Here is an 18,399-nt window from a genome sequence, read left to right on the forward strand (position 1 = left end):
TCACCACCCCCGGAAGACCGGGTCGCGCTTCTCCGCGAAGCTGCGCAGCCCTTCGGCGCTGTCCTCGGTCCACACGTTCATCGCCACCGCCATCTCCTCCTGGTGGAACGCCGAGACCCGGTCCGAGTCCAGCGACTGGTTCAGCAGGCGCTTCGCCAGGCCGATCGCGACGGTCGGCCCGGCCGCGAACCGGGCCGCGAGCGCGTCGGCGGCGGCCGGCAGGTCGTCGGGCTCGACCACCTGGTGCACGATGCCGAGACGTTCGGCGTCGGTGACGCTCAGGTCGCCGCCGAGCAGCAGCAGCCGCTTCGCCAGGTGTAGCCCGAGGATGCGGGGCAGCAGGTACGCCGCCGCGGCGTCCGGCACGATCCCGCGGGTGATGAACAGCTCAGCGAACCGGGCGCTGGTCGAGGCGACGACGACGTCGGCGGCGAGGGCGAGCTGGGCGCCCATGCCGGCGGCCACCCCGTTGACCGCGGCGATGACCGGCTTGGGGCAGTCGAGGACCGCGGCGATGAGGGCCTGCGCGCTGCGGACCGCGGGCCCGGTGGCGCCGACCACCCGGTCCGGCCGGCCGTCGGCGGGCGGAGCGGGCTTCGGCAGGCCGAGGTCGCCGCCGGCGCAGAAGGCCCGGCCGACCGCGGAGAGCACGACCGCCCGCACCTCGACCGCCGCGCCGGCCTCGGCCAGCAGCGAGATCAGCCGTTCGCGCTGCGGCGGGCCGAGCGCGTTGCGCCGCTCGGGGCGGTCGAACACGATCCGGGCCACGCCGCCCTCGACGGTGCAGCGCACCTGCTGCGTCACGTCCTGCTCGGCGGTCATGACCCGGCCCGCCGGGCTGTGGCGCGGGGCAGGCCCAGGTGCCGTTCGGCGATGATGCCGCGCTGGATCTCGCTGGTGCCGGCGTAGATGGTGGTCACGACCGAGTGCCGGAACTCGTGCTCGATCCAGCCGTCGGCGGGGGCGCCGGTGCCGTGCCCGGCGAGCAGCCCGTCGGCGCCGACGACATCCATCAGGGACGCCGCGGCCCGCATCAGCGCCTCGGAGCTGAACAGCTTCGCCAGGGACCCCTCGGTGTGCGGCAGGACGTCGCGTGAGGTCAGCCAGGTCATCCGGTACCCCATGAGGCGGCTCACCTCGAGGTCGGTGTACGCCCGGGCCAGGCAGGCGCGCACCTCGGGCCGCTCGATCGGCGCCGGCCCGTCCGGGCCGGCCGTGCGGGCCCAGTGCACTGCGCGGCCCAGCAGGTGCAGCAGGTGCCCGGCCGCGGCCGGCTGCCGCTCGAAGGCGAGCGCCACCATCATGACGTCCCAGCCGCCGTCGACCTCGCCGACCCGTGCGCTGTCCGGGACCCGGACCCGGTCGTAGAACGTGGCGTTGGTGCGTTCCCCGCCGAGGGTGTGCACCGGGCGGACCTGGACCCCGTCGGCGTCCAGCGGCACCAGGAACATGGTCAGGCCGCGGTGCTTGGGCACGTCAGGGTTGGTGCGGGCGAGCAGGAAGACGTAGCTCGCCTCGTGCGCCATCGTGGTGAACATCTTCTGGCCGTCGATGACCCAGTCGTCGCCGTCGCGGGTGGCCCGGGTGCGGGCCGCGGCCACGTCGGAGCCCGAGTCCGGCTCCGAGTAGCCCAGGCACAGCAGGATCTCGCCGCCGAGGATGGCCGGGATGACCTCGTGCCGCTGCTGCGGCGTGCCGACGATCTGCAGCGTCTTGGCCACCAGCTCGGCGATGAGCCAGCCTTCGATCGGGATGCCGGCCCGGGCGAACTCCTCGTTGAGGGTGGCCATCTCGAACGGGTCCCGGCCCTGCCCGCCCTGCTCGACCGGCCAGGCCGCCTTCAGCCAGCCGCGTCCGGCCATCGCCCGGTGCACGTCCCAGCTGTGCAGCGTGCCGGTGTCGTGCACGGCCGCCGACGTCTGCGGTGGCAGCCCGGCCAGGAACTGCCGGACCTCGTCGCGGAAGCGCAGCTGCGCCGCGGAGAGTTCGAAGTCCATCTACCGCCGCCCTGTGTCGGAGTCGGTGTCGGCCAGCGCGAGCGCGACGACGGCGTCGACGGCTGCGGACTCGCCGCCGCTGAGCAGGCTCAGTGCCTTGGCCCGGCGGAAGTACAGCTGGATGTCGTATTCGAGGGTGTAGCCGTAGCCGCCGTGCGCGTGCAGGCTGCGGTCGGTGGCCTGGCGGGCGGCCCGGCCGGCGAACGCGGCGGCCATCGCGGCCAGGCCGTGCCGGCGGGGGTTGCCGGTGTCGGCGGCCCAGGCCGCCTCCTGGACCAGCAGCTGCGCGCCGTCGACGAGGGCGGCGGCGTCGGCCAGCTGGTGGGCGAGGGCCTGGAAGGCGCCGATCGGCTGGCCGAACTGGTGGCGGGTCTTCGCGTACTGCACGCCGAGGTCCAGCCCGGCCGCGGCGATGCCGGCGAGGGTGGCCGCGGTGAGGATCTGCCAGTCGGCGCGGGCCTCGGCGAAGGCTGTCGCCGCCGACGGTCCCTCGGCGAGGACGGTCGCGCCGGTGAGGTCGGCGTGACCGATCGCCAGCGCGGCGAGGGTCTGCTTCGGCCGTTCGACGTCGTGGCCGGGCCCGGCGATGACGATCCGGCCCCCGACGCCGTCGTGCCAGCGCCCGTCCTGCGCCCCGCTCCGGCTGCTGTCCGGGTCGCCGTCCCTTCCGCCGGAGTGGCCGTCCCAGGCGATCACGCGGTCGGCGACGGCGGCCCACGGGACGGTCCGGGCGACGCCGGCCATGGCCGGGCGGGGGGAGAAGGTGACCAGGTCGTCGCCGGCGGCGAGGCCGAGGCGGTCCAGCAGCCGGGTCGCGACCAGGGTCTCCACCAGCGGCGCCGAGGCGAGGCAGGCGCCGGCGTCCTGGGCGGCGACGGCGAGGTCGGCCAGCCGGGCCGGGGTGCCGTCGCGGGAGCCGGCCAGGTGCGGGAAGCCGAACCCGCCGAGCACCGCCCACAGCGCCGGGTCGAAGCCCAGCGGCTCGGCCGCCCGGACCCGGGCCGGCGTCGAGTGGTCGGCGAACACGGCGGTCAGGCCCGCGCGGAGGTCGAGCTGCTCGCTGGAGAGGGCGAAGTCCATCATCGCAGCCGCCACTTCGGCCGGCCGCCGGCGCGGAACGCGTCCTGGCCGGCGGCGAGGGCGGCCGGGTCGGTGCCGGCGGCGACGAGCGCGTGCGCGACGCCGAGCGCCTGGCCGGGCGCCATCTCCGAGCCGATCCAGATGGCCCGCAGGGTGGCCTGGACCGCGAGCGGCGGCAGGGCGGCGATGGTGCCGGCGACCGCTGCCGCCGCCGCGCGCAGCTGGTCGCCGGGCACCACCTCGGACACCAGGCCGATCTCCAGCGCGCGCCGGGCGGACATCCGCTCGGCAGAGCCGAGCAGGGTCAGCCGCAGCACCTCGCCCAGCGGCATGCGGCGCAGCAGGTGCAGCGGCTCGAACACGGCGGGCATGCCGAACGTGGTGTGCGGGTCGAAGAACGTGGCGGTGTCCGCGGCGATGATGATGTCGGCCTCGCCGAGCAGGTAGAACGCGCCGCCGCAGGCGATGCCGTTGACCGCGGCGATGACCGGCTTCCACAGGCCGCAGGACTTGGGGCCGAGGAAGTCGCCGACGTCGGCGCGCAGGAACGGGCTGCTCGCTTTCAACAACTGGGCGGACCCGTCGACGTCGGCGGCCGGGTCATCGGTGGGGTCGAGGCCGGAGCGGTCGTAGCCGGTGCAGAACGCCTTCTCGCCGGCTCCGGTGACGACCACGGCCCGCACCTCGTCGTCGAGGCGCAGCCGTGCCCACAGGGCGGCCAGCTCGCGCAGCATCGTCTCGTCGAACGAGTTCAACACCTCGGGGCGGTTGAGCTCGACCCACGCGACGCCGGCGTCGATGGCGACCCGCACTGTCGTGGGTTCCGCATCTTCGCTGGTCATCAAGTGTGTGTTGTGCATCACAGCCCGAAGGTTATAAGGTTATATCCTTAGCGTCAAGGGTGGCCGGGGAGGGCGACGTGACCGCAGGTCGGCAGGGTCGGGTGTGCACCGACGAGGAGCTCCGGGAGCTGTCCACGTCGCCCCGGGACCGCGTGCGCGCCGCCTCGAGGTCCACTGTGGACGACCTCCGGGGGCGCCTCGCGATCCTCGAACGGGAGCACCGGGGCCAGCGCGAGCGCTACCTCGACTGGGTCGCCACCATCCTCGACACCGCCGCCGAACGGCACGGCCGCGACGGCCTTCGCCTGCTGACCACCCGCACCGTGGCCTTCTTCGCCGCCTACGCGGGCGTGGGCCCGGTCCGCGACGAGGTGCCGGCGCCGATGGCCGACGACGTCGCGGCGGCCGTCGCCCGCGGCGACACGAGCGGCGCGCTCGCGCTCTTCGACGACCGGGAGGCCGCCTGGCGCTCGGTCATCGACGTGCTGCGCGACTGGCTGTCCGCGCTGCTGTCGCAGGTGCACGCCAGTTACGGCCCGGACGAGCTGGAGGTGTTCCACCGCCGCCGCGGCGAGGACGCCCTGCGTGGCCTCATGCGCGACATCGACCGGCCCGTGGCCGAGCGCCTGGCGAACCTCGTGCACCTGCTGCAGGGACACTTCACGGACCTTGCGGTCAGCGAGGACGACGAGAAGTTCACGATCGTGCAGGACCCCTGCGGCACCTGCGCACGCCAGGTCACCGACGGCCGGTTCACCGCCGGGCTCGGGCTCGCCGTCGTCACCGACCCGCACCCGGTCACCTGGGGCGGCCGGCCGACCACCGTCTACCGCACCCACGTGCCGATCTGGCACGTCGAGATGGCCCGCGAGCGCCTCGGCGCGCCGTGGCCGGTGAACCTCTGCCCGGCCGGGCTCGACCCCGGCACCTGCACGATCCTGCTCTACAAGGATCCGCGCGACCCGTCCGCCGTGACCCGGCTACCCACGGCCGCCGACGCGTCCGCCATCCCCGCAACGAAGGGCTCAGGAACCCCATGACCGACGTGGTGACAACGGCGCCGACCGGGTACCAGCTGACGGACCGCTACGACGCCGACGACGGCACCGTCGTGCTCACCGGCACCCAGGCGATCACCCGGATCCTGCTGGACCGGCACCGGCTCGACCGGGCCGCCGGGCTGCGCACCGGCGGGCTCGCGTCCGGGTACCCCGGATCGCCCCTCGGCGGGCTGGATCTCACCCTGCACCGGGCCGCCGCGACCCTGGCCGCCGAGGACGTGCGGCACGTGCCCGGCGTCAACGAGGAGCTCGCCGCGGCCGTCGTGTTCGGCACCCAGCAGCCGTCCCCCGGTGGGTTCCGCGACGGGCTGCAGGGCGTGTTCGGCCTCTGGTACGGCAAGGCCCCGGGCGTGGACCGGTGCGGCGACGCCTTCAAGCACGCCAACCAGTTCGGCGTGAGCCCGCTCGGCGGGGTCCTCGCAGTGGCCGGCGACGACCCGGCGGCCAAGTCCTCGTCGCTGCCCAACCAGAGCGAGACCGCCTTCTACGACGCCCTGATGCCGGTACTGGTGCCCGGCTCCGTCCAGGAACTGCTCGACTTCGGCGTGACCGGCCTGGAGCTGTCGCGGTACTGCGGCTGCTGGGTCGGGCTGAAGGTGGTCACCAGCGTCGCCGACTCGGTCGGCTCGGTGCGCCTGGACCCCGGCAGGCTGTCGCTGCGGCACCCGGCACTGGACATCGACGGCGAGCCCTGGCAGCACCGGCAACGGATCCAGCTGGTCCCCACCATCCTCGTCGACCGGGAGCGGGACCTGCTCGAACGCCGGCACGTCGCGGCCGTCGCGTTCGCCGCCGCCAACAACCTCAACGTCATCGACGGCGCGCAGGACGGCGCCCGGATCGGCATCGTCGCGGCCGGCAAGACCTACTACGACGTCCGGCAGGCCCTCACCGACCTCGGCCTGGACGACGACGGCCTGCGCGAGCAGGGTGTGCGGCTGTTGAAGCTCGGCATGATCTACCCGCTGGACCGCGCCGTGGTGGAGCGGTTCGCCGACGGCCTGCAGCACATCGTGGTGGTGGAGGAGAAACGCGACTTCATCGAGTCCGCCGTGCGCAACGCGCTGTATCCCACCCCGCACCGGCCGACCGTGGTGGGTAAGCGCGACCGTGCCGGCCGGCTGCTCGTGCCGGCCCACGGCGAGCTCGGCCCCGACCAGCTCAAGCCGATCCTGCGGCGCGAGCTCGGCCTGCCCGAGCCCGCCCCGGCCCGCCCCGCGGCGAAGGGCCCGGTCCTGCTGCCGCTGCTGGGCCGGGCACCGGCCTACTGCAGCGGCTGCCCGCACAACCGGTCCACCGTCCTGCCCGACGGCGCGGTCGTCGGCGGCGGCGTCGGCTGCCACGGCATGTCCTACTTCGACCCCCGCATCGCCGGCAACGAGAAGCTGCCGGTGGTCCCGATGGGCTCCGAGGGGGTGCCGTGGATCGGCATGGCCCCGTTCTCGCAGACCGGGCACATCTTCCAGAACCTCGGCGACGGCACCTACTCGCACTCCGGCCTGCTCGCGGTCCGCGCCTGCGTCGCCGCCGGCGTCAACATCACCTTCAAGATCCTGTTCAACGGGTACGTCGCGATGACCGGCGGCCAGCAGATCGCCGGCGGCATGTCGGTGCCCGCGCTGACCCGCGAACTCGCCGCCGAGGGGGTCAGCCGGATCATCGTGTGCGCCGAGGACACCGGCCGGTACCGCGGCGTGCGCGACCTCGCCGACGGCGTCACCGTGCTGCCACGCGAGGAGATCCTCGCCGCGCAGGAACGCCTCAGCACGGTCGAGGGCGTCACCGTGCTCATCTACGACCAGGTCTGCGCGGCCGAGGCCCGGCGGCTGCGCCGCTCCGGCAAGCTGCCCACCCCCGACCGCCGGGTGGTCATCAACGAGCTGGTCTGCGAAGGCTGCGGCGACTGCGGGGTGAAGAGCAACTGCCTGTCGGTCCAGCCGGTCGACACCGAACTCGGCCGCAAGACACAGATCCATCAGACCTCGTGCAACTCCGACTTCAGCTGCCTGGACGGCGACTGCCCGTCGTTCGTCACGGTCCGCACCGTCCCGGCCGCCCGCCCACGGCCGCGTCGCCGCATTGAGGGAGAGGTACCGGCCGAACCAGCGGCGAAAGCGGCGCTCGGCGACCGCGCCTACGGCGTCTACCTGGTCGGCATCGGCGGCACCGGCGTGGTCACGGTGAACCAGATCCTGGCCACCGCGGCGCTGCTCGACGGGCGGTACACCGCCGGCCTCGACCAGACCGGCATGAGCCAGAAGGCCGGAGCGGTGGTGTCCCACCTGCAGATCAGCGCCACCCCGGTGGACGACCGCACCGCTGCGGTCAGCGCCGGCCAGGCCGACCTCTACCTGGTGTTCGACCTGCTCAGCGGGGCGGCGCCGCAGCACCTGGCGCGCACCGACCCGCAGCGCACGGTGTCGGTCGTCGCGTCCTCGGTCACCCCGACCGCGGCTGTGGTCACCAACATCGCGACCACCCTGCCGCCGGCCGGCGAACTGCTGGACCGCATCCGGGACGCGGCCGGCCGCACCACCGCCGTCGACGCGGCCCGGCTCAGCCGCACCCTGTTCGGCGACGAGACCACGGCCAACATCGTGCTGCTCGGCGTGGCGTACCAGACCGGCGCGGTGCCCCTCGCGGCCGCGTCGATCGAGGAGGCGATCCGGCTCAACGGCGTCGCCGTCGAGCAGAACATCGAGGCGTTCCGGGCCGGCCGCCGGCACGTCATCGCCCCGGTCACGCTCGACGAACCCGCCGCGGCCGCCCGGCTGGGCGCGGCCGGTCTCGACCCGACCCCCGGCGCGCTGTCGGTGGCCCGGCGGCTGCTCGACGCGGCCGCGCTCCCGGCCGCGGTGCGCGAGGTCGCCGAACCGCGGGCCGCCGAACTGGTCGACTACCAGCACGCCCGGCTGGCCGGCCGCTACGTCGACGCGGTCCGGCAGGTCGTGGCCGTCGAGGCCGGCCGGTCCGGCACGGACACGGTGTCCGTGGAGTTCGCCCGGTACCTGTACAAACTGCTTGCCTACAAGGACGAGTACGAGGTCGCCCGGCTGCACCTGAAGGTCGACATCGGCGCGCAGGCCGCACCCGACGGCACCCGGGCACAGGTGCGCTACCACATCCACCCGCCGTTCCTGCGGGCGCTCGGCCTGCGGCACAAGCTCGCGCTGGGTGGCTGGATCCGGCCGGCGTTCGCGGTGCTGCGGGCGATGCGGTCGGTGCGCGGCACCGCGTTCGACCCGTTCGGCCTGGCCGAGGTCCGCCGGGTGGAGCGCGCCCTGCCGGACGAGTACACCACCGCGGTGCTCGCCGCGCTCGACGCCGACGACCTCGACCGCTGCCTGACGGTGGCGCGGGCACCGGATCTGGTCCGCGGATATGAGACCATCAAGCTCGCCAATGTGACCCGGTTCCGGGCGGTCCTGGCGCGACCCTCCCAGGTGGACGGATGAAAGAGGCGAAGATCATGTCGGACCCCGCCCCAGGCCGGGCCGTTCCGCAGCGCGAAGGCGGCACGAAAGGCCCGCTGCTCGCGCGGCGCCGGGTCGGTGAGCGCCTCGCCGACGAGCTGCGCGACCGGATCCTGCGTGGCGAGCTCACCACCGACAACGGGCTGCTGAAGCAGGACGAGCTGTTCGAGGAGTTCCGGGTCAGCATGCCGTCGGTCCGTGAGGCCATGCGCACCCTGGAGACCGAGGGCCTCATCACCATCCGCCGCGGCAACCGCGGCGGCGCCGAGGTGCACCCGCCCCAGCTCGAACGCGCCGGCTACATCTTCGGCCTGGTCCTGCAGTCCCGCGACGTCAGCGTGCAGGACCTCGGCCTGGCCGTGCGCCGCCTCGACCCGGTCTGCGCCGAGATGTGCGCGACCAGACCGGACCGCATGGAGACGGTCGTGCCCGCCCTGCGCGAGATCCAGCAGCGCACCGAGGAGAGCATCGGCGACTTCGCCAAGTTCGTGGCCTGCATGAAGGAGTTCCACGAGGCCCTGGTGCGCAACTGCGGCAACCAGACCTTCGAGCTGCTGGCCGGCATGCTGGAAGGACTCTGGTACGCCCACGAGGAGGAATGGGCCGCCCGCACATTGATCGAGGGCGGCATCCCCGGCGACGACGCCACCCGCCGCAGTCTCAACAGCCACGCCGAGCTGATCCAGGCCATCGAACAGGGCGACGGCCCAGGCGCCGCCATCCTGGCCCGCCGCCACCAGGAGGACACCCAACCCCAGGCCAACCTCGGCGGCGAACCCTCAGTGGTGGTCAACGCCCAGCTGATCCGCCCGCCGGACTACTGACCCGGCGTCCCACGTCCAGGCCGTGACGGCGGCGGCCACCGGTGCGGGTTGCACCGGTGGCCGCCGGGTTCACGTCGGTACTGCGCTGGGATTGACGGGGTACGGGTTAGGGGTAGTTCACCACCTGGCGTGGCGTGGTGTTGCCGGCGGGGTTGGGGACGGCGCCGCCGGTGTCGTTGACGACGTTGGCGATGGTGCCTACGTCGCCGAGGGAGACGGTGATGACGCTGTGGAGCCGGACGCCGGCCCGGTTGGGCACCTCGAAGGACCGGTCCAGCCGCACGGCGGGGTTGGCGCTGAAGTAGCAGTACGAGCCGCCGCCCCACAGTTCGTGGTCGGTGACGGTGTCGGCGACCTTGTAGGCGGCGTAGCCGTTGCCCCGGGGGCCGATCCAGGCTGCCTGGTTGGGCACGTCGTACGGCTTCTCGTTCTGGAAGAAGATCGTCCGTCCGCGGTTGCCGTTCCAGATCACCTCGTACTTCTGGTAGTGCTCGACGAACAGGCCGGTGGCGAGGACGTCGTCGCCGTTGACGATGAGGCCGGTGTCGCCGGTGTTCACCGTCCAGCCGGTGGGTGCGCCGCCGTGGTCGGCCCGCCAGGCCCAGATGTGGTCGATGATCGTGTCGTCGCTGTGCACGGCGAGGGTGGTGGTGGCCTTGCCCTGGACGCTGCTGCCGATGCGGAAGAAGACGTCCTGCAGGCTGATCGGGTTCGCGGCGTGGTCGGTGTGGACGCCGGCCTGCCCGATGCTCATCAACGTCGGGCTGTTCGTCGTCCCGGCGTCGAAGGTCAAGCCGCTGATCTTGACGCCGTCGACGTCGGCGACGTTCAGGGCCTCGACGCCGTTGTTCGGGATCAGGGTCGGGAAGCCGATGCCGGTGACCACGGTGTTGGGGCGGGTGACTCTGATGGTCTGGTCGAGGGCGTAGGTGCCGGGGGTGAAGAACAGGTTCAGGCCCTGGGCGAGGGCGGAGTTGATCCGGGCGGCGCTGTCACCGGGCTTGGCGACGTAGAACTCCCGCATCGGGATCGAGGTGCCGGCGGTGTTGGGCCAGGTGGCGCCTGCGGAGTTGCGCCGAATTGCAGGTACGAAGACGCGGTACAGGCCGGCACTGTCGACGTACAGGTAGGGCTTCTCGCGGGTGACGGGGGTGGTCGCCAGGGTGGTGTGCGGCGGGTTCGGGAACGCGTTGGGCGGGGCGCCCTGCACGCCGGAGTAGACCATGTTCCAGACGCCGCCATCCCAGCGCTGGATCCGGCTGTCGCGGCTGTACCACTGCTGCTGGGAGCCGGAGGACACGACGCCGTCGACCACGGAGTCGGCCAGGTAGCCGCCGCTGGAGTAGCCCTGACCGTTGTCCTGGTTCGACGGTGCCAGGGTCAGGTTGCCGCGGATGTGTACCCGGCGCATCGGGGCGGCCTGGGAGACGGCCCACCGGTTGGTGCCGCCCTCGGGCACGATCGACAGGTTCTCCACGCTGCGCCAGAAGTTCTGGGTCGCGTTGAGCTCGTCGCCGAAGTTCCACCCGGAGTCGACGTTGACCGCGCCGTTGATCGTCACGTCGTCGGGGTTCAGGCCGAGACCGGCGACCGTGGTGTAGAAACCGACGTTGGCCCACACCCGCCCGTACGTGCCGGGCTTGAAGAGGAACACGTAGCGCTGGGTGCCGAACTGCGCGGTCGGGCTGCGCAGCTGCGCGTTGAACGCCTGGTCCACCGCCGCCTGGATGGTCGCCGCCGACGTGGACGGATCAAAGATCCGCACGTTCGCGCCCAGGTCAGGGGTGTCGGAGGTCGGGAGGGTCGGGGTGCTGGGGGACGTGCTGGGCGACGCCGAGGTCGAGCCCGACGGGCCGGAGCCGGTGAAGACCTGGAACTCCCAGAGCGAGTAGCCCCACTGGGTGGCTCGGGCGGTGCCGTTCACGCGCACGTAGCGACCGGTCGTCGTGGTGACGGCCGGGGTCTGGACACCGCCGGTGCCGGCGGTCGTGCTGTAGATGTTCGTCCAGGTCGTGCCGTTGGTGGACACCTGGATCTGGTAGGCGGTCGCGTAGGCGGCCTCCCAGTTCAGCGAGACGCCGCAGACGGACACGGCCGCGCCCAGGTCGACCTGGAGCCACTGCGGGTCGGCGGCCGCGCTGGACCAGCGGGTGCCGGTGTTGCCGTCAAATGCGGCTGAAGCCGGGGTGCCGGCGTTCTCGATCGACGAAGCGGTTGCCGGCTTGCCCTGCGCCGCGTTGGTGGTGCCACAGCCACCCGGCGTGTCGGGCGTGCCACCGAAGACCTGGAACTCCCACAGCGACACACCCCACTGGGTGGCCTTCGCGGTCGCGTTGACGCGCACGTAGCGACCGGTGCCGGTGACCGGCAGGCTCTGCTGGCCGCCGGTGCCGGTCGTGGTGGAGTAGACGTTCGTCCAGGTGGTGCCGTCGGCGGAGGTCTGGATCTGGAAGGCGGTGGCGTAGGCCCCCTCCCAGTTCAATGCGACCCGGGTGATCGACTGGGAGGAACCGAGGTCGACCTGGATCCATTGCGGCACGCTGAAGGCGCTCGACCAGCGGGTGCCTGTGTTGCCATCGGTCGCGCTGCTGGCGGGGGTACCGGCGTTCTCCGTTGACGAGGCGGTCGTCGGCCGGCCCTGCGACAGCAGGGTCTCAGCCGCGTTGGCGCGGGTCGTGACCACGACGATGTACGCAACCAGCAGGGCCGCCAACGCGGTCACGAGGGTGACCACGCGCAGCGTGCGCCGGCTCGTCAATGATCCGGATGAACGTCGATGGCCGGGGCGGGGTTCCGACCATTCCATAGGGACTCCTTCGTGAAGCTGGGATGTCGGCGGTGTGACGAGGGTGTGAGAGAGCGCTCTCACACGGGTCACTTTGGCCGCTCCTTGGAGAGGTGTCAATGCTTCGCATGAATTGGGAGAGCGCTTACCAAATCTGGCCTACGGGGAGGCCGGAGCGGCGTGATGGACCGCTGCGCAGTGACACCCGCCGATTACCGACCCGCTGGGAGCGCTCTCTGCCGGGGTATGAAACCGCGTGGGTTCAACCAGTCCGACTTGCGCCTTGATATACACGTACGACACTTTGTGGAAGGACGGGGACCGCCGTGGGTTACGAGACCAAGTTCACCGGCCAGGTGACGATCACTCCTCCGCTGAACCAGCACGAGATCGATTACCTGCTGGCGTTCGCCGAGACCAGGCACGAGCCCCGGACCACCGGCCCCTACGCGCTCGGCTACGGCGACGAGCTCGAGGGCACCGGGGATCCGGACCCGGGCAAGCCCGGGTACTGGTGCAAGTGGGCGCCGACCGCCGACGGCACCGCGATCGCCTGGAACGAGCACGAGAAGTTCTATGAGGCCGATCTCTGGATGGGGTACCTGGTGCACACGTTCCTGCAGCCGGACGCCACCGTCGCGCGGGAGCGGGTCGACCCGGTGGCGGGCCGGGTGTATCCATCCGCGCTGGACGGGTTCACCTTCGACCACGTCGTCGACGGCGTCATCGAGGCCAAGGGCGAGTGGCCCGACGATCGGTGGCGCATCGAGGTGCGCGCCAACGCTGTCTACGTGATCCGGCTGCTCACCGAACCGGACTACGCCGAGTACCCCCGCACCCACCGCGACGACTGGACCGACGAGCAGCGGGCCGACTTCGCCGCGCGGACCCGGCACAATTTTGTGTACCTGGTGCGGGACGGGCAGTTGCAGGAGGTGGGCCCGGCGGACGGGACGTCGTTCGACCCGATCCCGGCCGAGGTGGCCTGAGCGCGGCCGGGACGATGAACACGCCGGCCGCCGACCCGCCCCGGCGAGGCCGCGGACGCCATGTCGTCACGCCCCGGACGGCTACGATGCGGTGAGCGGACAAGGGGGTCTGGCGTGTATCGACTGCTGAGCGTCACGATCTCGCGGTTCCAGCCGGACACTGACGACGAGGCGCCCGTCGGCGGGCTCGACGCACTGCCGTTCGCCGCGGCCCTGGGCACCGGCGTCGCGGCGCAGCTGCGCCGGCTCTCCTATGTGGACCAGCAGACGGTCGTGGACGTGTCGGCGGCCGACCTCGGCACGGCGGTGCGCGCGTTCCTGCGCTTCTGCGATGCTGGAGACATCGTGATCGTGCACGTGCTCAGCCACGGTGCGGTCCACCCGAGGACGGCGAAGCTGCACGTTGTCGGCGCCGACGGTGTCGTGGACCCGGATACCGACGTCGAGCAGTGGCTGGCCACGGCGGAGGGGCGCGATCCGCATGTGCTGTTCCTGCTCGACGTGTGCTACGGCGGGACCGCGGCCCGCATCGACTGGCAGGGCAACGTCGCCGACGGCGAACGCCGCGCCTGGGTGATCGCCGCGACGGACCAGCGGGAGCTCGCCTTCAACGGGCGGTTCAGCGAGGCAACCGCCACCGTGCTGGCGCGGATCGCCACCGGTGGGCTGGACCTGGCCGCCGGGTGGCAGTTTGTGCCGGCCCGCACCCTGGCCCAGCAGATCCGGCGGGAGGTCGACCGGCTGGGCGAGGGCGGCTACCCGCAGCGGGTCGTCGGCACGCGCGTGGACCTCGCGTCCGAAGAGTATTTCCCGTTCGTGCCCAACCCGCGCTACCAGGCCGGCGCCGCGGCGGCCCTGCAGCAGCGCTCGGCGGTGGACAGTTCCGCCCGTCCGTTCCTCGACGAGCTGGATGAGGCCTTGGACTGGCGGCACTTCGCGGCCCGTGCCGCCGGCACCGGCAGCGAGGCGGATCCGGGCCGCCCCGGCGCCTTCCGTGGCCGGAGCCCACAGCTGCGGCGGCTTGCGGACTGGCTGGACGCCGTGCCCGCGGCGCCGGGACTGCTGCTGGTGACCGGGAGTCCCGGGGCCGGCAAGTCGGCGCTGCTGGGCATCACCGTGTGCGCCGCCCATCCGGTCCTGTCGTCGCTGTGCGAGCCCCTGTGGCGTGACCGCCGCGACGACCTGCCGGCCGTCAACGCAGGTCTGGTCGTCGTGCATGCCCGGCGGCTGCGCCTGGAGGACGTCGTGGCGTCCGTCGGGCGGCAGCTCGGATGCAACGAGCCGCTTGCCACCACCGACGCGCTCGTCGCTGCGGTCGCGCAGCGTGCAGCGCCGGCGGTGATCGTGCTGGACGCGCTGGACGAGGCGAGCGATCCGGTCGCGGTGCTCGACGAGGTGCTGCTGCCGCTGGCCACCACGTGCCGGCTGGTCGTCGGTGCCCGATCGTGGCCGGAGTTCCAGGCGCTGCGCGAGGACGCCGAGGCGACCGGCGGCGTGCTGGATCTTGACGAGGTGCCCTCCGAGGAGCTACGCGACGATCTGGCCGGCTACGTCACCGATCTGCTACGGCCTCAGTACCGCACCGCCGCGCAGCGGCCGATACTGCGCACGCTCGCCGGGACCGTCGCCGAGATGCTCACCCGGCCGTGGTCCGAAGAGGCGCGCGAGCCGCGTTGGGGACAGTTCCTGGTCGCGCAGCTCTTCGCCCGGCACCTTCGCCGCGGGGACCCACTGCCCGACACGGCCACGGCACGTGACGCCGCCGCGGCTGTTCCGCGCACCCTGCCGGAGGTGATGGAGCTCGACCTCGGCGACGGCACCCGGCCGCAGCTGCGGCCGTTGCTGTCCACCCTCGCCTACAGTTTCGGTGCCGGCATGCCCCTCACCCTCATCGCCGCAGCGATTGAGCCGTCACCCGTCGCCCTCGACGACGCCCGGTTCTACCTGCGCCAGGACGTCGACGTGGACGGCACCGTCCTGTATCGCCTGTTCCACCAAGGCCTGGCCGACTACCTGTGGACCCGCCACGCGGGCGACGACCCGCAGCAGACGGAACGGGCTCTGCTGACCAGGCTGCTCGCCGGTATCGGGCACCGCAACGGGGAACCGGGACGGTGGGCCGACGCGGAACCGTACCTGTTGCGCCACGCCGCGGAACACGCGATTCAGGCTGACTACGTCGACGAGCTGCTGGCCGACGGGGGTTTCCTGGTCCACGCCGAGCCCGACGCCGTCGCGGCGTGTCTGTACGCGGCAGACAGTGCTCGAGCCCGCTCCACCGCCACCGTGTACCGGGCGTCCGTCGACCGGCACGCCCCGCTCGATGCCGCCGGCCGTCGGGACATGCTCGCCGTCGACGCGTGCCGCGTCGGAGCACCGCACGTCCTCGCGGCGCTGGCCGCCGTGTCCGACCTCCCGCCGATGCAATGGCGGCCGCGCTGGGTCACAGCCGACGACAGCGCCGCGCTGCGCCACCTGATGACCGGCCACACCGGCGCGATCTACAACGCCTTCGTCGTGGAACTCGACGGCACCCCACTGGCGGTCACCAGCGCCAGCGACCGGACTGTCCGCGTATGGGACCTGAGGAACGGCCGCGAGCTTTCGGTCGTGACGGATCCTGACGGTTCCGGATACGCCATGGCCACGGCGGGCGCGGACGGGACACTGATGGCGCTCATCGGCCTCGACACCGGCGGCGTACACGTGTGGGACCTGCTCAACGGTCGACTCATCCGGACGCTGACCGGCGGCGGCACGGTGTCGTCCGTCGCGGTGACCAGCCACGCGGATCGCCTGATCGCACTGGGCGGCGGCGACGAGGGGTTCGTCTACATCTGGGACCTCGGCAACGGCGAGCTCCTGCGCACGCTGGAGGGCGGCCGGGGCCAGATACAGGCGCTGGCAGTCGGTGCGGTCGACGGACGTACCGTGGTGATCGGCGGCAGCTACGACGGCTGGGTGAGCGTATGGGACCTCGCCGACGGCTCGCGGGTCCACGCCATGACCGATGGCAACGGCTGGATCGGCGCTCTCGCCACAGGCGATCTGCGGGGGCGGCCGGTGGCCGTCTCCGGCAGCAGTGCCGGCCCGGTGACCGTCTGGGACCTTGTCGACGGCCGCCAGGTGTACTCGTTCACCGACCACGCCGGAGACGTCGCCGGCGTGGCCACGGGCACCGTGGCCGGGCACGCGGTCGCGGTCAGCGCCGGCAGCGACGCCACGGTTCGGCTCTGGGACCTCGACGCCGGCACACCGATGGGCGTCCTGATCGGTCACGACAACCGGGTCAACGCGGTGGCGACGGGCGAGATCGGCGGCGAACCGGTGGTGGTCAGCGGCGGGCTGGACAGCACCACCCGGGTTTGGAACGTCGCCGGCGACGGCGCGACGCCGGACGGCCATGTCGGATGGGTCTACGCTGTGGCGACCGGCGGGCCGATCGGCCGGCCGGTCGCAGTCTCAGCCGGCAGCGACGCCCAGATCCGGGTCTGGGACCTCGGCAACGGCCAGCTGATATTCACCCTGGGCGGCCACGACCGCGCGGTGTGGTCCCTGGCGACTGGAACGCTGCACAACCGCCCGGTCCTCGCGTCGGGCGGCGATGACGGGACGCTGCGGCTGTGGGACCTCGGCACCGGCGACCTGATCCATGCGTTCGCCGCGAACCGTGAACGGATCACGGCAACAGCGATAGCCCAGGTGGGCGGCGAGCCGGTGGTGATTTCCGGCCGGGAGAACGGGGAGATCAGCATTTGGCGCCGGGCCGATGAGCGGCCGCTGCGCAGCATTGCCACCGACTCCGCGGTGACCGCGATGGCCGCCGTCACCATCGACGGCCGGCCCATGCTCGTGACGGGCCACCGGGACGGGCCGCTGCGGGTGCTGGATCTCGCCGACGGGCGGCAACTGCGCACGTTCGGCAGCCATGCCGGCACCCTTGTGATCGCAACAGCCGTGCTGGCCGGAATCCCGGTGGTGGTGACCGTAGGCGACATGGCTGTGGTCGAGGTCTGGAGTCTGACGGACGGGCGACTGGTGGACACCGTGGAGCACCGCGACACCTGGGTCCACGCCCTGGTCGCGCGCGAGATCGCCGGGCGACCGGTCGTGCTCACCGCAGGCAACGACGGGCAGCTGCATGTATGGGACATCACCACGCGTGCCCTGCTCGACGTCGTGACCCTGCCGGGCGCGGTCTACGCCGCTACCGCGCTCGCCGGCGATACGCTCACCGTGCTCGCCGGATTCGACCGGCACGTCGGTGTCGTCGAGATCAACCTGCCAGGGAGGGCATGATGCGGATCGTCGGCGTCCACGGGGTGGGCAACCACGACGCCGCACGTGAGCCGGCTGAGGCGGCCGCGCGGCTCAGCCGGATCTGGGCCGACGCCCTCGGCGGTCCGCACGATCTGCGCGTGGCGTACTACGCCCACCACCTGAAGACGCGGACGGGGCAGAGCGGCGCCGACATCGACCACCTCGACCCCGGCGCCGAGCAGTTCGTGCTCGCCTGGGGCGCCGCGCTCGGCGCACCCGCCGAGCTGGCCCAGGGACGGGCCACGGCGCCGCTGCGCCACCTCGCCGACTGGGTCGCGCGGCGGTTCGGGCTCGACAGCGCCGCGGTGCGCTGGTTCGTCGCGGTGTTCTTCGCCGAGGTCGCGACGTACCTCGCAGAAGCCGGCGACACTGACGGGACTGTCCGCGCGGCCGCCCGTGACGAGGTTGCCCGGACGATCCTCGAACACGAGCCACAGGTGGTCATCGCCCACTCCCTCGGCAGCATCGTCGCCTACGAGGCGCTGCACGCGAATCCGTCCCTCGCGGTCGACCTGCTGGTCACCGTTGGCTCGCCCCTGGCGATGCCCGACGTCGTCTACCCCAGGCTGCGCCCTGCGGCACTGACCGGCACCCGGCCCGCCGGCGTGCGTCGGTGGGTCAACATCGCCGATGTCGGCGACCTGGTGGCGATTCCCCGCCGACTCGGCGGCAGGTTCGCCACCGACGTCGACCACGAGGAGAGCGTCGCGCTGTTCGACTTCCACCGTGTCCGCGCCTACCTGGCCGCCGCCCGCCTGCGCGAGGCCATCGGCAGCTGAGGTTTCCTGCCCAGGCGGTGTCTCGTTCGGCGATGCCGCGGTATCCGGTCGACGAGGCCACCTGCGTGACGGCCGTCGGTCTGCGAATATGCCACGCTCCACCACGCACCATGCGGGGATCGGAGCGCCACGGGAACTCCAGCGCCACCCACCCCGCGGGCGCCGTCGTGCGCTGCAGTGTCGGCGGGCAGTACCGGACCTGCATGATCGGATTCGAGTCGGGCAGCACAACCCCCGACATGACTCGTG

11 protein-coding genes are annotated in these 18,399 nt (G+C 72.5%); 6 read left to right on the forward strand and 5 right to left on the reverse strand.

From position 1 onward, the window contains the following. Genes ACFPIJ_RS33265 through ACFPIJ_RS33280 form a run of 4 tightly spaced genes read right to left on the reverse strand, consistent with a single transcriptional unit; the run spans window position 1 to window position 3,919 of the window. Window positions 1–822, reverse strand: coding sequence for an enoyl-CoA hydratase/isomerase family protein (locus tag ACFPIJ_RS33265; protein ID WP_203854129.1), 822 nt, complete (start codon window positions 820–822; stop codon window positions 1–3). Continuing rightward, a complete protein-coding gene (locus ACFPIJ_RS33270) occupies window positions 819–1,997 on the reverse strand; it encodes an acyl-CoA dehydrogenase family protein (protein ID WP_380120996.1) in 1,179 nt (392 codons plus the stop codon). The genes ACFPIJ_RS33265 and ACFPIJ_RS33270 overlap by 4 nt, the downstream gene beginning before the upstream one ends. After that, the gene (locus ACFPIJ_RS33275; protein ID WP_380120998.1) at window positions 1,998–3,080 is read right to left on the reverse strand and encodes an acyl-CoA dehydrogenase family protein; all 1,083 of its coding nucleotides are present in this window, start codon (window positions 3,078–3,080) and stop codon (window positions 1,998–2,000) included. Then, window positions 3,077–3,919 carry an enoyl-CoA hydratase/isomerase family protein gene (locus ACFPIJ_RS33280; protein WP_380121000.1) on the reverse strand — a complete coding sequence of 281 codons (843 nt, stop codon included), beginning with the start codon at window positions 3,917–3,919 and terminating at the stop codon, window positions 3,077–3,079. Before ACFPIJ_RS33280 ends, ACFPIJ_RS33275 begins: the two co-directional genes overlap by 4 nt. Window positions 3,920–3,996: 77 nt before the next feature. On the opposite strand from ACFPIJ_RS33280, the gene ACFPIJ_RS33285 reads away from it, so the two are divergent. The 3 genes from ACFPIJ_RS33285 to ACFPIJ_RS33295 are packed head-to-tail and all read left to right on the forward strand — an operon-like array spanning window position 3,997 to window position 9,277. Beyond that, window positions 3,997–4,959 (forward strand): hypothetical protein, encoded by a 963-nt coding sequence (locus ACFPIJ_RS33285; protein ID WP_380121002.1) that lies wholly within the window; start codon window positions 3,997–3,999, stop codon window positions 4,957–4,959. Beyond that, window positions 4,956–8,435: an indolepyruvate ferredoxin oxidoreductase family protein gene (locus ACFPIJ_RS33290; RefSeq protein ID WP_380121004.1), complete on the forward strand. Its 3,480-nt coding sequence runs from the start codon at window positions 4,956–4,958 to the stop codon at window positions 8,433–8,435. The genes ACFPIJ_RS33285 and ACFPIJ_RS33290 overlap by 4 nt, the downstream gene beginning before the upstream one ends. Continuing rightward, complete coding sequence (locus ACFPIJ_RS33295) at window positions 8,432–9,277, forward strand: FadR/GntR family transcriptional regulator (protein ID WP_380121006.1); 846 nt, start codon at window positions 8,432–8,434, stop codon at window positions 9,275–9,277. The genes ACFPIJ_RS33290 and ACFPIJ_RS33295 overlap by 4 nt, the downstream gene beginning before the upstream one ends. A 106-nt stretch (window positions 9,278–9,383) precedes the next feature. Here ACFPIJ_RS33295 and ACFPIJ_RS33300 read toward each other — a convergent pair whose 3' ends face one another. Further along, a complete protein-coding gene (locus ACFPIJ_RS33300) occupies window positions 9,384–12,083 on the reverse strand; it encodes a discoidin domain-containing protein (protein ID WP_380121008.1) in 2,700 nt (899 codons plus the stop codon). 305 nt (window positions 12,084–12,388) lie between these two features. Between ACFPIJ_RS33300 and ACFPIJ_RS33305 the strand changes: the two genes are divergently transcribed. The 3 genes from ACFPIJ_RS33305 to ACFPIJ_RS33315 all read left to right on the forward strand — a co-directional run bounded on the left by ACFPIJ_RS33305 (window position 12,389) and on the right by ACFPIJ_RS33315 (window position 18,150). Next, on the forward strand, window positions 12,389–13,051 hold the full coding sequence (locus ACFPIJ_RS33305; RefSeq protein WP_380121010.1) for a hypothetical protein: 663 nt from the start codon (window positions 12,389–12,391) through the stop codon (window positions 13,049–13,051). Window positions 13,052–13,165: 114 nt separating this feature from the next. Then, window positions 13,166–17,350: an AAA family ATPase gene (locus tag ACFPIJ_RS33310; RefSeq protein WP_380121013.1), complete on the forward strand. Its 4,185-nt coding sequence runs from the start codon at window positions 13,166–13,168 to the stop codon at window positions 17,348–17,350. Next, the gene (locus ACFPIJ_RS33315) at window positions 17,350–18,150 is read left to right on the forward strand and encodes a hypothetical protein (protein ID WP_380121015.1); all 801 of its coding nucleotides are present in this window, start codon (window positions 17,350–17,352) and stop codon (window positions 18,148–18,150) included. Before ACFPIJ_RS33310 ends, ACFPIJ_RS33315 begins: the two co-directional genes overlap by 1 nt. The last annotated feature ends 249 nt before the right edge of the window (window positions 18,151–18,399 follow it).

The sequence above is a fragment of the Dactylosporangium cerinum genome (assembly GCF_042653625.1).
GTDB classification, from domain to species: Bacteria; Actinomycetota; Actinomycetes; order Mycobacteriales; family Micromonosporaceae; genus Dactylosporangium; species Dactylosporangium cerinum.